Source organism: Mycobacterium sp. SMC-18 (genome assembly GCF_045310895.1).
Lineage (GTDB): Bacteria > Actinomycetota > Actinomycetes > Mycobacteriales > Mycobacteriaceae > Mycobacterium.
On record NZ_JBJIAL010000010.1, the window covers coordinates 26,948 to 41,809 of the forward strand.

11 protein-coding genes and 1 pseudogene are annotated in these 14,862 nt (G+C 65.3%); 5 read left to right on the top strand and 7 right to left on the bottom strand.

The window, feature by feature from the left end; translation table 11 throughout:
• The first annotated feature begins 37 nt into the window (after window positions 1–37).
• Entirely contained in the window at window positions 38–4,054 is a 4,017-nt protein-coding gene (locus ACJH6J_RS11170) for a hypothetical protein (protein ID WP_346414637.1), read from the top strand.
• Window positions 4,055–4,353: 299 nt separating this feature from the next.
• Here ACJH6J_RS11170 and ACJH6J_RS11175 read toward each other — a convergent pair whose 3' ends face one another.
• The 3 genes from ACJH6J_RS11175 to ACJH6J_RS11185 form a co-directional block, all read right to left on the bottom strand.
• The gene (locus tag ACJH6J_RS11175; RefSeq protein WP_212812046.1) at window positions 4,354–5,805 is read right to left on the bottom strand and encodes an LLM class flavin-dependent oxidoreductase; all 1,452 of its coding nucleotides are present in this window, start codon (window positions 5,803–5,805) and stop codon (window positions 4,354–4,356) included.
• Between the two features lie 90 nt (window positions 5,806–5,895).
• Window positions 5,896–6,633, bottom strand: a complete 738-nt coding sequence (locus ACJH6J_RS11180; RefSeq protein WP_212812047.1) for an SDR family oxidoreductase — start codon at window positions 6,631–6,633, stop codon at window positions 5,896–5,898.
• A gap of 110 nt (window positions 6,634–6,743) precedes the next feature.
• Window positions 6,744–7,181: a hypothetical protein gene (locus ACJH6J_RS11185; protein WP_213020309.1), complete on the bottom strand. Its 438-nt coding sequence runs from the start codon at window positions 7,179–7,181 to the stop codon at window positions 6,744–6,746.
• A gap of 248 nt (window positions 7,182–7,429) precedes the next feature.
• Here ACJH6J_RS11185 and ACJH6J_RS11190 point away from each other — a divergent pair, with 248 nt between their 5' ends.
• The 4 genes from ACJH6J_RS11190 to ACJH6J_RS11205 all read left to right on the top strand — a co-directional run bounded on the left by ACJH6J_RS11190 (window position 7,430) and on the right by ACJH6J_RS11205 (window position 11,253).
• Complete coding sequence (locus ACJH6J_RS11190) at window positions 7,430–8,770, top strand: FAD-dependent oxidoreductase (RefSeq protein WP_212812049.1); 1,341 nt, start codon at window positions 7,430–7,432, stop codon at window positions 8,768–8,770.
• 49 nt (window positions 8,771–8,819) lie between these two features.
• Window positions 8,820–9,401: a TetR/AcrR family transcriptional regulator gene (locus ACJH6J_RS11195; RefSeq protein ID WP_212812050.1), complete on the top strand. Its 582-nt coding sequence runs from the start codon at window positions 8,820–8,822 to the stop codon at window positions 9,399–9,401.
• Between the two features lie 29 nt (window positions 9,402–9,430).
• Window positions 9,431–10,825 carry a family 1 glycosylhydrolase gene (locus ACJH6J_RS11200; protein ID WP_212812051.1) on the top strand — a complete coding sequence of 465 codons (1,395 nt, stop codon included), beginning with the start codon at window positions 9,431–9,433 and terminating at the stop codon, window positions 10,823–10,825.
• A gap of 74 nt (window positions 10,826–10,899) precedes the next feature.
• Complete coding sequence (locus ACJH6J_RS11205; protein WP_212812052.1) at window positions 10,900–11,253, top strand: heme-binding protein; 354 nt, start codon at window positions 10,900–10,902, stop codon at window positions 11,251–11,253.
• A gap of 19 nt (window positions 11,254–11,272) precedes the next feature.
• Here the strand turns inward: ACJH6J_RS11205 and ACJH6J_RS11210 are convergent.
• From ACJH6J_RS11210 to ACJH6J_RS11225, 4 genes and pseudogenes are all read right to left on the bottom strand, one after another.
• Window positions 11,273–11,599 (bottom strand): annotated as a pseudogene (locus tag ACJH6J_RS11210) (nucleoside deaminase); the annotation flags it as partial.
• A gap of 67 nt (window positions 11,600–11,666) precedes the next feature.
• Complete coding sequence (gene upp, locus ACJH6J_RS11215; protein WP_212812053.1) at window positions 11,667–12,296, bottom strand: uracil phosphoribosyltransferase; 630 nt, start codon at window positions 12,294–12,296, stop codon at window positions 11,667–11,669.
• Window positions 12,297–12,305: 9 nt separating this feature from the next.
• A complete protein-coding gene (locus ACJH6J_RS11220) occupies window positions 12,306–13,541 on the bottom strand; it encodes a URC4/urg3 family protein (RefSeq protein WP_212812054.1) in 1,236 nt (411 codons plus the stop codon).
• Complete coding sequence (locus tag ACJH6J_RS11225) at window positions 13,538–14,830, bottom strand: GTP cyclohydrolase II (protein WP_212812055.1); 1,293 nt, start codon at window positions 14,828–14,830, stop codon at window positions 13,538–13,540. Before ACJH6J_RS11225 ends, ACJH6J_RS11220 begins: the two co-directional genes overlap by 4 nt.
• Between the last annotated feature and the right edge of the window lie 32 nt (window positions 14,831–14,862).

Genomic DNA, 14,862 nt, shown 5'->3' on the forward strand with positions numbered 1-14,862 from the left:
CCTCGACCCACCAAGCGGCGATCTACGAGCTCTGTCGGTGGCGTCAGGCAAACTGATCGCGGACATCAGTGAGGTGAGTTTTCGCATGCCAGTTTCAGAAGACACCGGCGCAAGAGACTTGTCTTTGCCGCCGACCAACGAGCTGACGTGGGAGCAATTCGAGGACTTCACCGAGGCCGTGCTGAGCGCACACCGGTTCGCGAACAAGTCAGGGCGACGCATAGCACGCGTCTCGCGATGGGGGCGCCGCGGCGACAAGCAAGACGGAATCGACTTTGAGGGCGAATGGAGTGACGGGACCACCTCCTCCTGGCAGTGCAAGGCATACGAAAAGCTCCAACCGGCGGACGTTCGAAACGCAGTTCAGACATGTAGCTTTCACGCCGATACCCATCACCTCGTGTACTCCGGATTCGCCTCGCCAGCTGTGAGGCAGGAGATCCAGAAGCACGCCGACTGGACATTGATCGACCGACGCGACCTCAATCAGCTACTTGCAGACGTGCCTCTTCACCGTCGACGCGAGATCCTCGACTCAACATGGGACCGCGCCACACGTAAACGGCTCCTCCGCGTGCCGGGAGCCGATGCCTTTGAATCGGTGGACGCGCTCGGTGACACACGTATCTGTCTTCCTGTACTGAATGACGCCGGCGCCATGGTCAATCGGACGGCCGAATTGCAGGCTCTTCATACAGCGGTACGGGGAGACACACGGATCATCCTGATATCGGCACCCGGCGGGATGGGCAAGACTCGGCTCGCCGTCGAGGTGCTTCGTGACCTGCAGAACGAGAATCCAACCGTTCCCGTCCTGAGCCTCATCCCGGCGCACCCGCTAAGTGCCGATAGTCTCGACGAGCTGCCCCACTCCTCTGTGGTCCTTTTTGTGGATGATGGACATGAGCGACCCGAAGCCGTGCATCGGTTGCTTGAATACATGCTGAGGAATGAGCACACCAAACTCGTTGTCGCAGCGCGAAAGAACGGCGTCACCCCCCTTCTCGATACGTTCATGAAGGCCGGCTTCCCGATCAGCGGTGTCGCCACGATCGAGCTGTCACCACTCAGTCATCGCCACGCGTACGAATTGATCGATTCCCTCGCGGACGGGCTCGACATCCAGCTCGCGTACGGAACGAAAGTAAATATCGCACGTCTGGCAGAAGAAGCGCCCTACCTAGGGGTGCTGGCAATCGACGCAATCCGAAACGGCACTCTAACCGGCAGCCTCACACTTAGTACCGACCTTCGTTCGGCTGTGCGGTCGAGTTATCGCCAGTCCATCACCGCCACGGTCAACGAATTCGACCCGGCGCTTGTCGAACGCTTCCTCGCAACGTGTGCCGCTACCGGTGGCGTGATAGACCTGAATAACGCCGAAGCGCGCGCTGCCGTCAACGGGTTCTGCGGGTTATCTGACGACGAGTCGAATCGACTCTTGAGTGCGCTGATCCGAGCTGACGTCATGACGAAGACCGAATCGATTTTGAGGCTGGTCCCCGACCTACTCGCAGACATGATGCTGGAGACCGAGAGCGTCACTGAATCACTAGGTCAGAGAACCAATTTCGTCCCCGAGGTATGGCGATCCCTATACCCATTCTTCGGCGCACAACTACTCAGACGCCTTACTGATCTGGACTGGCGACTCCGCCGGCAAGACCTTCCAGGGGTTGTCGACGGCATCTGGCAGACACTTCGAGACGAAATTGATTCCACCGACGTGATCGGCCTACACGAAGCAGTGCAACGCCTTGCCGCCCTGAGCTACACCCAGCCACACGGGCTCATGCCCCTACTAGCGGAGGTTCGCAACCGCCTCGCCGACCTCGCCAATTTGGATGAAGTGCCGCCTCCTAAAAGGGGCCCGCTGACCGCGACCCATTTCGAGCGGGAGGAGAGAAGGACATGGCGCTTGCACGAACTGAGCGCCGCGGATGTGAAGATCGAGATGGCACCCCTGCTCGCTCAGTGCGCACGTACAGCACCCGAACTACTCGAGCAGGCGCTCGATGGGCTATGGGCACTTCACCGCGAACTCGCACCTATGCCGGCCATGCACCCCGACGCCGCAACAAAAGCCCTAGAAACCCTAGCCGAACTCGGCAGGCTCCCCGACGAGACTGTGCCACAACGAATCATAGACCGCGTCAGAATTTGGCTCTCGACCTACGCACCGACTCCGAAGGCATATCCACTGTTCGCATTGAAGCCGCTCCTCACCAAACAAGGCGAGATCGCCGGCCAAACGGCGCCACGCGTTGTCAGCTTCAATACCTATCTGATCAATGCCGATTGGGCGCGCCCGACGCGAGACGCAATCCGCGAGGTCCTCCTGGAAAGCGCGACAACTGAACACGTCGGACTAGCCGCTGAGGCCGTGCGGATACTCAAGTCCGCATTGAGACCGCCTCAAGCCCTATACGGTTTCAACCCGACCGCGGAAGACCTCGAAGCATGGGACTCAGATGACCTAGCGACAGTCACCACCTTGGCAACAATTGCGGCCAAAGCCACCTCGCCTGTGATCCGCCGTCTGGTTCGCGAATCCGTATCTTGGCAAGCGCAGCATGCACGTTGCCTTCAAATCCGTTGTTTAGCAATCGAAATAGCAACGATTCTCGACAACCATGGCGACGAACTCGCAGACGCATTGATGGGCTCACATCACTTCGGCCTACCGAATCGGTATGGGTACACTGCACCGAGCATCGCAGATCTTGAAAGCGGTCTCGACGTGGGCACGTCACGGCCTGATGACGAGGACATCGTCGATTACATGGACCGTGAGCGCGATGCTTTGCTGGCTCGCTGCTGGGACAGCCTGTGGCGGGTCGGAGACATCAGCGACGTCCTAGATCGCCTTGAGTGCACGGCATTTGAAGTATTGCTGGCGGACAGCAGTCAGTCTCTGCCGTTCCTCTTTCTGGGAAAGTACCTCGCAAACAACTACACATACCAGTGTTCCGCAGTCGTTAAGGACATCGCCGCGCGGCCTCCCGGGCCTCTCGACGATCTTCTCGTCTACGCTCTAGCTGGCTGGAACGCATTCGACACGAACGAGTTTGGTAGCTGGCTGGACGACAGTCCACACCAACGCAACGCGGTCCGATCAGCAATCGGTGACGCGATCAACACAAACTCCTGGACCGACCTTGGCGGCCCTCATCTCGCCGCGTATTCCAGAGGTGTGCTAGACGCTGTTCCGGCAGTGCGCGCGAAGTTTCACGCCGGCGCGCATCGCTTGCTCGCACGAGACCCGGTAAGCACTGCGGAGTCTCTCATCGCGACAGGTATTGATCAGTCAACGTCAACACGCCTGATCGAGTGCGCCTGCACATTTGGTAGAGCGGACTGGATACAGGAGCTGGACGAATCCGACGTGGCGGCGATCCTCGCTCTCGCAAGGCGTTCAGACATCAGCGCCTACGGCGTGCAGGGTGCCCTCGCACGCATCGCGCGAGGCTTCCCACGTGAAGTACTGACTTTCCTACTGTCCTGTTACCGCGAAGATCGCGCAGCCATAGTGGACCTGTGCGGCGACTATCCACAAGCGTTCAGCGGGCAGGCCGAAGCAGTGGTGAGCTGGGTATTCGATCAAATAGCCTGCGAGACAGATGGGATCGGCGATGTTCTAAAGACTGCGGTGGGCGAAACGCTATACAACGAAGTTGGGGAAGCGCTCGCTGTGGAGATCGAACATTGCGACATCGACGAGATCCGGGGCGTCCTTGAGGTATTCGAACCGCTTGACTACTGGCCTCTTTACGCTCCATTGCTGGCGGACAAGTTGATCACTCGGACAAGGGAAGTCGATTCCTCTCATGTCGCGGACGTTCTGGCGGCGACCCGCACTTCGTGTGAAATGCGGCTGATTAGTTGGGTGAACGGCCGTTCCGAAGAGCTCGAGCTTCTGTTCGACCTCGCGACGAAGCTTTCGAATGCAGAATTCTTGGACACCGAATTACGCGCCATCTACAGGTTCTCCGCTGACGAGTTTCGCCGAGAGATCGCAGAAATCGCGGCCCGCTATAACAACGACTACGACTAACAGGACAGATGCCTGAGACTATCGGGGCGTCGTCGTTGTGCGATACCAGTGCAGCATCCCGAACGCTAGGCGCCACGGCAGTCGGCCGCAGGCCGAGCATCTTTGCCGATCCTCCCCAGCTGCATTCTCAGCGCCAACAACGCCCGATTGAAGCGACGATGACGGGTTATTCCCTGACGACTCTCCAGGAAACGCTCACCTCCTTGTCGGCTCCGGTTGAAAAGTGAGCAGGTCGTTCCGGAGCAGGCTGCTCAGGATTCAACCGGAGCCGGCGCAGCTCCCGCGACGCTGGTGACCACTCAGCGGCCGCGCGCCGGTTGCGCCGCGGTCGATCCCGACGACGACGGCAGCGTGGACGGACGATCGATGATCGTCGACGACGAGCCACCGACCCGGTATCGCGCGCCGCGGTGCTCCTGCGGCAGCCGGTCGCCGTTGCCGAGCAGCTTGTGCCGCAACGACCCCGGCTGATAGTCCGCCTGGTAGGCACCCCGTTCGGTCAGCACCGGAACCACGTGCTCGATCACGTCGGCGAAGGAACCGGGGGTGATGGCGTAGGCGAGGTTGAAACCGTCGACGTCGGTCTCGGCGACCCACTCCTGCAAGGTGTCGGCCACCGTGGCGCCCGAGCCGACGATCCGTGGACCCATGCCGCCGATCTCGCCCCACTCGGCGATGTCGCGGACCGTCCACTCCCGGCCATCGGGGTCGGCCGACTGGAACGCCTTGACGGCGGACAGGATGGCATTCGAGTCGACGTTGCCGATCGGCTCGTCCAACCCGTACCGGGCCAGGTCCACACCCATCCACCCGGACATGAACACCAGCGCGCCTTCCGGGTCGCCGTAGGAGAGCAACTCGCGGTGTTTGGCGTGCGCTTCGTCGTCGGTGGCCGCGGTGATCACCGTCGACAGATTGAAGATCTTGGCCGAGTACGGATCCCGGCCGGCCAGTTCCAGCTCCCGGCGAATCGTCGAAACCGTCTCGGCCAGAATGGCTTTGGTCGGCGCCGCGGTGAAGATGGCCTCGGCGTTCTCGGCGGCGAACCGGACCCCGCGCGGGGATGAGCCGGCCTGGTAGATCACCGGGGTCCGCTGCGGCGACGGCTCGGCGAGGTGCACACCCGGCACGCTGAAATGCGTTCCGGAGTGCCCGATGTGGTGCACCTTGTCCGGGTCGGTGAAGACCCCGCGCTCGCGGTCGCGGACCACCGCGTCGTCCTCCCAGGAGCCCTCCCACAGCTTGTAGAGCACCTCGAGATATTCGTCGGCGTGGTCGTAACGGGCGTCGTGGGCCGGCTGGTCGGTCTGCCCCATGTTGCGTGCCGCCGCGGGCAGATACCCGGTGACCACATTCCAGCCGATGCGGCCCTTGGTCAGGTGATCGAGGGTCGATATCCGGCGAGCGAAGGGATACGGGTGCTCGAACCCGGTGCCGGTGGTGATGCCGAAGCCCAGATGCTCGGTGACCAACGCCATCGCCGATACCAACAGCAGCGGGTCGCCCACCGGGATCTGCGCGGCCTGCCGGATGGCGGCCTCGTCGCTGGCTCCGTAGACGTCGTAGGTACCGAGCACATCGGCGATGAACAGGCCGTCAAACCTGCCGCGCTCCAACAACTTCGCCAGTTCGGTCCAGTACTCCAGGTCCTTGTAGCGCCAGGACTGATCCTCTGGATGCCGCCACAGTCCGGGCGACTGATGAGCGACACAGTTCATGTCGAAAGCGTTGAAGCGAATTTGTCGGGTCACTACTCCACCGTGCCCACATCTCGCGCATCAGACACCGATTGCACTCAGCACGAACATTTTTCGCGGCGCCGGCCGGGGTGGCGAGCTGTGTCAACGCAAGCTGTACCCGCCGTCGGGATAGATCGTGGACCCCGTCGTCGCGCCGTTGAGGAACAGATGAACGACGGCGGCCGCGACCTCGTCCTCCCGCGCCAGTTTCCCGGTGGTCGAGGCCTCGACGAAATGGGCGAACGCCGCGTCCCGGACGGCCTGCGGCCGCTGATTCCACAAGTTGCCGTCCACGGTGCCGGGCGAGATCGCGTTCACCCGTACCGGCGCGAGTTCAACGGCCAGCCCGCGGGCCAGTCCCTCGATGGCGGCGTTGGCCGCGACGTAGGCGGGCGCCGCCCCGGCCGGCCGCACACTGGCCGCCCCGGCCATCAGGACGACGGACGCATCGGCGGTCAGCACCGGCAGCGCGGCCTTGACGACGCGGTACTGACCCCAGAACTTCGAGTCGAACGGCGACGCGGCGTCGGTCAGTGAGAGTTCGCGCATCGATCCGGTGACGTAGGTGGCCGCGGTGGTGAAGAGGGCATCGACGGCGTCGAACCGGGCGAACAGGGCGTCTATGGTGCGCTCGTCGGCGGTGTCGACGACCTGCCATGTCGCCGCCGGGCCCAGATCGGCGGCGGCCTTCTCGAGCACACCGGCACGGCGCCCGCCCAGCACCACCGCACCCCCGCCGGACACCACCAATCTGGCGACCGCGAGACCGATTCCGGTGCCGCCGCCGATGAGGACGACCGTCCGATCCGCGAATGCGTCGGCGGCAAGGAAACTCTTCATGGCTCCGACACAATCGTCCGCGCCCGGCGCCGTCAATCGATTGGATCAGTTTGACTCGCTTGGCATGGTTTCGCGATGTGACGGAACCTGTTGCCGCTCAGGGTTGTACGTCAGATGCCGTCGACGTAATCGCCCGTGCAGATGTTGTAGTGCCCCGCCGGGTTGAACGACTCTCCGTAACCGGGGAAGTACCACTTCGCCGCCTGGTACATCAGCTGGCCGTCGCAGTAGCCGAGGTTGTAGGCCACGATCGTCGCCGATTCCTTGACCGACTGCGAGACACTGACGACGCCCGGCGGCATGCCGTACGACGTGCCCGTCCCTGTAGCGCGTTCGCCGCCCCAGGACGACCACGTGATGCCCCAGATATCGCCCGTCGGGTCGCCGCCGTTGAAGACCCGGGCGGGCTGCACCGTGCCGTAGCCGCGCGCACTCGGGTTCCAGGCACGGCCGAGCGTCGGTTGTGGGTCGGCCCGGACAGCGGGCGTGCCGGCCGTCGAGCAAGCGGCCACGGCCATGGTGGTCGCGATGGCGGTCACAGCGATCACGGCCAGCCTCGTCATCGTCGTGGCCTGCCTCTGCTCAGTTGGGTGGGTCATGGTGGTGCCGTTCGGGATTCGCGGTTGTCGTGGTCACGCCCAAGGCTGCGGCCGATGCCTTGGTGATTTCTTGGTGCGCAAGCGCTACCTCCGATCCGCTGCTGTGTGACGAGAGTCTCCGACGTCGCCGTGACGTAGGCCTTGCGGTACCTGCGTACCAATTTAGGCTTGCCTTACCTAATTTAAGGGAGTGCTGAATGCGTGACGTCCGCGTGGCGGTGATCGGGGCAGGTCCGGCCGGAATCTATGCGTCCGACATCTTGGTCGACGAATACCCGCAGGCCAGGGTCGATCTGTTCGATCGCCTGCCGGCCCCGTACGGGCTGGTCCGGTACGGCGTGGCACCCGATCATCCCCGGATCAAGGAGATCATCAAGGCGCTGCGGCGAGTCCTCTCGCGCGACGAGATCCGCTTCATCGGCAACGTGCACTATGGCACCGATCTGAAACTGTCCGATCTGCGTCGCCACTACGACGCCGTTATCTTCGCCACCGGGGCACGCGCGGACCGCCCGCTGGACATCCCCGGCATCGAACTGCCCGGCAGCTACGGCGCCGCCGACTTCGTGTCCTGGTACGACGGCCACCCCGACGTGCCACGAACCTGGCCGCTGGAGGCCAAGAGCGTTGCGGTGCTCGGCGCGGGCAACGTGGCACTCGACATCGCCCGGATGCTGGCCAAGCCCGCCGATGAGCAGTTGAGCACCGAGATCGCCGGCAATGTGTACCAAGGTCTTTCCCTGAATCAAGCCACCGACGTGCATGTGTTCGCCCGGCGCGGTCCGGCCCAGATCAAGTTCTCGCCGATGGAATTCCGCGAGCTGTCGCACTCCCCCAGCGTCGACGTGATCGTGCACCCGGAGGGCTTCGAGATCGACGAGGCCAGCCAGCAGGCCATCAACACCAGCAAGTCCACCAAGCTCGTCGTCAACACCATGATGCGTTACCTCGACGTCGAGCCCACCGGCGCCCCGCACCGCATCCACATTCACCTGTGCCAATCCCCCGTCGCCGTGCTCGGCACCGACCGCGTCGAAGGACTGCGGACCGAACGCACCGAACTGATCGGCGACGGAACCGCCCGGGGCACCGGCGAATTCACCGATTGGCCGGTGCAGGCGGTCTACCGCGCCGTCGGCTATCTCTCGTCACACCTGGCCGATCTACCGTTCGACCACCACGCCGGTGTGGTCCCCCACGACGCCGGGCGGGTCCTGGACCTCGATGGCGAACTGATCGAGGGCACCTACGTCACCGGCTGGATCAAGCGCGGGCCGATCGGACTCATCGGACACACCAAATCCGATGCGTCCGAGACGATCACCAGCCTGTTGGCCGACCTGCCGGGACTGCGCGCACCGGAGATCGGCGAGCCCGATGCCATCCTGGAACACCTGGCCGGCAGCGGCATCGACTACACGACGTGGGCGGAATGGGAACGCCTCGACGCCCACGAGATGGCCCTCGGCGCGCAGCAGGGCCGCGAGCGGGTCAAGGTTGTGCCCCGCGCCGACATGATCAGCGCCGGACGGCGGTAGGCGGCCGGCTTCGGACCCTTCCTGCCGCGGGGGTCGCTAGCCTCACGTCATGCCAACTGTGGGGCGATACGCCAAGGGTGAGGCCAAGCGCGCGGAGATCAAGGCCGTCGCGCTCGCGGTGCTGGAACGCGACGGTGAGGCCGGTGCGTCGATGCGGGTGATCGCCAATGAGGCGAACATCAGCCTGGCGGGCCTGATGCACTACTTCCCCACCCGTGACGTTCTCCTGACCGAGTTGCATCGCGACGCCGATGCGAAATTCGAAGAGCGGTACCGCAATTCGGACGTCGACATCGACCCGGGCGAGGCCATGGCACAGGCGATGGTGGACAAGGCCGCCAAGCCCGGATCGGGAACGGTCTATCTGTCCCTGGCTGCGGCCGCCGCCGTCGACCCGTCTCATCCGGCCGCGGATTACCTGCGCCAACGATACGAGAGCATGCGCGCAACCATCAGCGACTACGTCCGCCGCCGGCAGGCGGCCGGCACGGTCCCCGCCCACGTCGACGCCGAGTTCGCCGCCACCGCGCTGATCGCGGCAGCGGACGGGATTCAGATCCAGTGGATGTCCGATCGATCGATCGACATGGGCGCACACGTGCGCGCGGTGTGGGGCGCATTACTGTCCTGACCAAAACAGTGCAGTGTATGGTTTTTGGTATGAAGTGGAACCGGGTTGTCGTGGCGTCAGCCGTTGCCCTCTCCCTGGGCCTGTCCGCCTGCGGCGCGAAGCAGGACGCAAAGCAGGAGCGGACGGACACCAGTTCGTCGTGGAATCGCAACTTCTACTGGGGCACCGCGACCGCCGGCTACCAGGTGGAAGGCGACGCTCCCGACAGCAACTGGCGCCGCTACGTCGACCGCACGGCGGGCAAGCCCGTCCCGCCCGGCGCCGACGCCTTGAGCGCAGCTCCGGTGGAGCCCTACAAGCAGGCCGACGACTTCCGGCACCGCTACAAGGAGGACATCGCCAACGCGCATGCCATGGGCGTCAACACTTTTCGCTTCGGCGTCGAATGGGCGCGGGTGATGCCGCAGCCCGGCGTGTGGGACGAGAAGGAACTCGCCTACTACGACGACGTGGTCGCGACGCTGCTCGCCAACGGCATGACGCCGATGATCACGCTGATGCACTGGGTCTACCCCGGCTGGATCGCGGACCGCGGCGGCTTCCTCAACAACGTCGCCGCGTTCGACGACTTCGCCACGGCGATCACCAAACGCTACGCGGGGCAGGGCGTGCTGTGGGTGAGCATCAACGAGCCACTGGCCTTCGGCGCGATGGAACTGCGCACCGGCGCCATCAAACCCGACCAATTCGGCACGTTCCTCGACCGCGTCGCGGACGCGCACCGCGCCGTCTACCGCGCCGCCCACGACGCCGACCCCAAGGCCAAGGTCACCACCAACGAGGCCTACATTCCGCCGGAAGTGTTGGCGCAGTTCAGCGGATTCGGCGTCACGGGCATCGAGGGCTCGTTCTTCGACCGCGTCCGGGACAGCCTCGACTACCTCGGCTTCGACTACTACACCGGTACGGCCGCGGACAATCCCGCGTCGGCGCAGAGCATGGCGGCGCGGTGGAACATCAAATTGCAGCCCGAGGACATCTACTACGTGGCGCGTCACTACGCCCAGCGGTATCCCGGCCTGCCCATCTATGTCGTCGAGAACGGCATGGTCACCGACAACGCGAAACCGCGCACCGACGGCGTGACGCGATCGCAGTACCTCAGCGACACCGTGTTCTGGCTGCAGCGCGCCAAGGCCGACGGCATCCCGATCATCGGCTACAACTACTGGTCGCTGGTCGACAACTACGAGTGGGGCAGCTACCGTCCTCGCTTCGGCCTGTATTCGGTTGACGCACTGGGCGATCCGGCGCTGCGTCGCGTACCGACCGACGCCGTCCAGACCTACACGCAGATCACCCGCGCCGGCGGCACGCCGCCGGCTTACCGGCCCGTGATCCCCGCGGCGAAGTGCTCGACGACCGTCGGCAAGGACAGCTGCGCCCCGCTCGACGTGAACGGCCCGACGGTCGCGTTGCGCTGAGTTCGGTCCCAACACGCGGGCCGAATTCCTCGCAATGCGCCCGAGATCGCCGGGTTTCCAGCAGGATCAGCAGTATGAAACTGACTGCAATGCTCGCGCTCGCCGGGTTCGCCTCGCTCACGATCGCCATCCCCAACGCGACCGCAGCGCCGTGTACCGCCAGCGGACTGGCCAGCACCGCGGGCTCGGTCCTGGCCCAGGCCGGGAGCTACCTCGACGCCCACCCGGGCGCCAACGAAGCCCTGACCAACGCGAGCTCGTCGGGCGACGCGGAAGGCGCCGTCCGGGCGTACTTCACCGCTCATCCCGGCGAGTTCTTCGACCTGAAGAACATCGCGCGGCCCCTGACGACGCTGCGCGGTCAGTGCGGTGGCATGTCGGTCTCACCGGCACAGATGTCGGCGCTGTTCGACGCGCTGTCGTCGTGAGCCGCGGCGGCCCGGCACGTCAGCGCCAGTAGCCCTGATGTGCCTGTGCCGCTTCGTCTTCCAATAGTGGCCCGATGACGGTGATGGGCCGGTAGCCGTGCAGCAGGATGTCGTGGCACGGTAGTGCGTAGCCCGCGTTCTTCGGGTCGCCGCCGCTGAATTGGAGCAGCCGGGTGTTGGACATGCCGTACACCACCCGCCCGACGCCACTCCAGAAGGTGCCGCCCGCACACATCGTGCACGGCTCGGTGCTGGCGTACAGTGTCGCCGACCGCATGCCGTCGTCGCCGAGCGCCCGCCAGGCAGTGCGGACGGTGACCATCTCGGCATGGTCGGTCGGATCACCACCGTCGACGCGCCGAGGACCAGCCCGGCGCCGCGCAGCACGGTCCGCCTGTTCGGGTTCGGCATGGCTACTTGGTGCCGAAGATGCGGTCGCCGGCGTCGCCGAGGCCCGGCACGATGTAGCCGTGCTCGTCGAGTTCGCGGTCCAGCGCCGCGGCGTAGATCGGGACCTCGGGGTGGGCCGCTTGCATCGCCGCGACGCCTTCCGGACAGGTCAGCAGACAGACGAACTTGATGGAGCGCGGCCGATACTCCTTGAGGCGGTCGATCGCGGCCACCGCGGAGTTGCCGGTGGCGAGCATCGGATCGCACACCACGATGTCGCGCTCGTGCAACTCACTCGGCATCTTGAAGTAATACTCCACGGCAACATGGGTTTTCGGGTCACGGTACAAACCGATGTGGCCGATCCGCGCGCCGGGAACGACGCTGAGCATGCCGTCCAGAATGCCGCTGCCCGCACGCAGGATCGAGGCGAAGACGAGCTTCTTACCGTCGATGACCATGCCGGTGGTGGATTCCAGCGGCGTCTCGATCTCGATCTCGTGCATGGGGATGTCGCGCAGCACCTCGTAGGTCATCAGCGCGGAAATCTCGTTCAACAGCGCGCGAAAGCCCTTGGTGGACACATCCTTCTGCCGCATCAGTGTCAGCTTGTGCTGAACCAGCGGATGGTCGACGAGATGCAGATTACCCATGGCGCCCTCCTAGAAAACCGTGCCGTCACTGCTGATGGACAGCGGCGGGTTCCCGGCCCGCAACTGCTGCGCGAGGGTGCGCCCGGCTGCCCAGGTGCCGCCTTCGAGGACGCAGGCCAGCGGCAGCGTCGCGGAGTCGAGGCCGAGCGCGCTGCGTACCAGCGGCGCAAGCTCGTCCAGCAGCGCGACGGTCAGTGCGCGCCACTCGACGACCAATTCGTCGGCCACCGACCAGGTTCGGTCCGCGGCTGCCGGATCCCGCAGGCGCAGCACCCCGGTATCGAGCAGCAGGCCGCCGTTGCGGTATTCGGGCAGGCCGGTGAGCGCATCCAGCCCGGTGACCGGCACGCCGGCCCACTCGAACGGCTCCAGCAGCGAGTAGGTCAGCCACTGCGACAGCTTGTGGAACGGCATCCACCCGCGCGACAAGCCGATTCCCGGCACCGCCGGGTGCGGCCAGCAGTCACCGAGCGGGATATCCCCAATGTCGTTGTCGGCCAGCCAGACCCCGGACAGGGTGTCCAGGAGCCGCACCAGGATGTCGTGCGCGTGGACTTCCGGGCCGGCCAGCACGTCGAACAGGCCGCCGGGACGCCCCTGCGGGCCGAAGACCTCAGGACGAACCTCGAGCGCGGCACCGAGCCGCCGCAGCAGCTGCACCCGGCCGCTGAGCCCGACCAGCGGATTGTCCGGCGCGGCCTGAAATGCCCGGCCGAGGGCGGCGTCGTCGATGGCGCGCAGTGCCGCGGCGTCGACCTGCCAGGGCTGAGCCGGGTCACTGGAGAACAGCCCGTCGGCGAAGGCGTGCCAACTGGCCACCCCGAGTCCCTCGGACCGCGTGAAGCGTTGCCCGGTAATCGGTTCCGCATAGGCCCAGTCGGGACCGGCGCCGGCGTCGAGCAGCACGCTGACCACGGCCAGGTCGATCATCGCGCGGGCCCGGGCGGTGGGTTCCAACCCGGCCAGCTTGGCGCGCAGGTCGGCGGTGCGGTCGATGCCGCCGGCCTCGAAATGGCGCCAGCGGCTGTGATACGGGATCGCCAGATCGGGATAGCGCGTGCGGGTGACGCCGCCGACGAGGTCGGCGGCCGGCGTCAGCGCGACATCGTCGACCACGAACCAACGTGATTCCCCCGCGCGTGCCCGCTGCAGCAGGAACTCGGCGCGTTCGCGGATGGCCGCGGTACTGCGCAGAATGCCGACCGCGACGGCGCTGTCGGTGCCAGTGCCGGTGCCGATCGTCATGACGTGAGTCCGCGGCCCTTGGCGATCTTGAGTTCGTCGGCGTCGGGCACCGGTCCGGGGGTGAAGTAACCGGCGGCCGTCTTGGCATCGATCTCGACGCGGGCATCGGCCGGGATCAGGTCGTCCGGGATGTTCACGCGTTCGACGACCTCGATTCCCGAGCCGGTAATGGCGTCGTACTTCATGTTGCTCATCGAGACCAGCCGATGGATCGTGCGGATGCCCAGCCAGTGCAGCACGTCGGGCATGAGTTCCTGGAAACGCATATCCTGAACGCCGGCAACGCATTCCGTGCGGGCGAAGTACTGGTCTGCGGTGTCGCCACCGACCTGCCGCTTACGCGCGTTGTACACCAGGAACTTGGTGACCTCACCCAGCGCGCGACCTTCCTTGCGGGAGTAGGCCACGAGCCCCACCCCACCGCGCTGCGCACCCTGGATGCACTCTTCGATCGCGTGCGTGAGATAAGGCCGGCAGGTACAGATGTCGGAGCCGAACACATCCGATCCGTTGCACTCGTCGTGGACACGGGCGGTCAACTCCACGCTGGGGTCGGCGAGGTCGCGGGCCTGGCCGAAGATGTAGAGGGTCTGCCCGCCGATGGGCGGCAGGAAGACCTCGAGGTCGCCGCGTGTGACGAGCTCGGGATACATGCCGCCGGTCTCCTCGAACAGCACGCGGCGCAGTTCCGTTTCGCTGCAACCGAATCGGGCCGCGACCCCGGGCAGGAACCAGACCGGCTCGATGGCCGCCTTGGTCACCAGCGCGGCGCCGTTGTCCAGCAGCACCCGGCCGTCGGGGCGGAGCCGGCCCTTGACGATCGCCTCGGCGACCTCAGGCAGGATCACGTGGGCCTTGGTGATGGCGATGGTCGGCCGGATGTCGTAGCCGCTCGCCAGTTCGGCGGTGAAGGCGTCCGCGACCATGGCGCCCCAGGGGTCCAGACTCACGATCGCGCCGGGATCGGACCATTGGGGGTACGGGCCGATCACGTCGGTGGGTGCGGTGTTGGTCAGATCGGCGCGGTGCGCGGGCGACAGCGCCCCCGCCGCGACCGCCAATGCCCGGTAGACGCTGTAAGACCCGCTGTGGGTGCCGATCACGTTGCGGTGTGCGCGCGTGGTCGTGGTCCCGATCACCGGGCCGCGCTCGGCGGCGGTCGCGGCGCCCCAGTGGATCGGCAGGGCGTCGGCGGCGCCGCTGTGGGACGTCAACCTGATGTGACGGGCAGCGTTGCGTGGCGGGACAGCAGAGGGTGGACCTGATGCTGCGTCTGAATCCAAGACCATCGACATCGCTCCTTCCCGGCAAGCTCCAGTCA

Bases quoted from the DNA above. Each gene is read 5' to 3' on its own strand.
- ACJH6J_RS11180 (WP_212812047.1), bottom strand. From the start codon at position 6,633: ATGAAGAGTTTCCTTGCCGCCGACGCATTCGCGGATCGGACGGTCGTC.
- ACJH6J_RS11195 (WP_212812050.1), top strand. From the start codon at position 8,820: ATGCCAACTGTGGGGCGATACGCCAAGGGTGAGGCCAAGCGCGCGGAG.
- ACJH6J_RS11205 (WP_212812052.1), top strand. From the start codon at position 10,900: ATGAAACTGACTGCAATGCTCGCGCTCGCCGGGTTCGCCTCGCTCACG.
- ACJH6J_RS11200 (WP_212812051.1), top strand. From the start codon at position 9,431: ATGAAGTGGAACCGGGTTGTCGTGGCGTCAGCCGTTGCCCTCTCCCTG.
- ACJH6J_RS11220 (WP_212812054.1), bottom strand. From the start codon at position 13,541: ATGACGATCGGCACCGGCACTGGCACCGACAGCGCCGTCGCGGTCGGC.
- ACJH6J_RS11225 (WP_212812055.1), bottom strand. From the start codon at position 14,830: ATGGTCTTGGATTCAGACGCAGCATCAGGTCCACCCTCTGCTGTCCCG.
- upp (WP_212812053.1), bottom strand. From the start codon at position 12,296: ATGGGTAATCTGCATCTCGTCGACCATCCGCTGGTTCAGCACAAGCTG.
- ACJH6J_RS11190 (WP_212812049.1), top strand. From the start codon at position 7,430: ATGCGTGACGTCCGCGTGGCGGTGATCGGGGCAGGTCCGGCCGGAATC.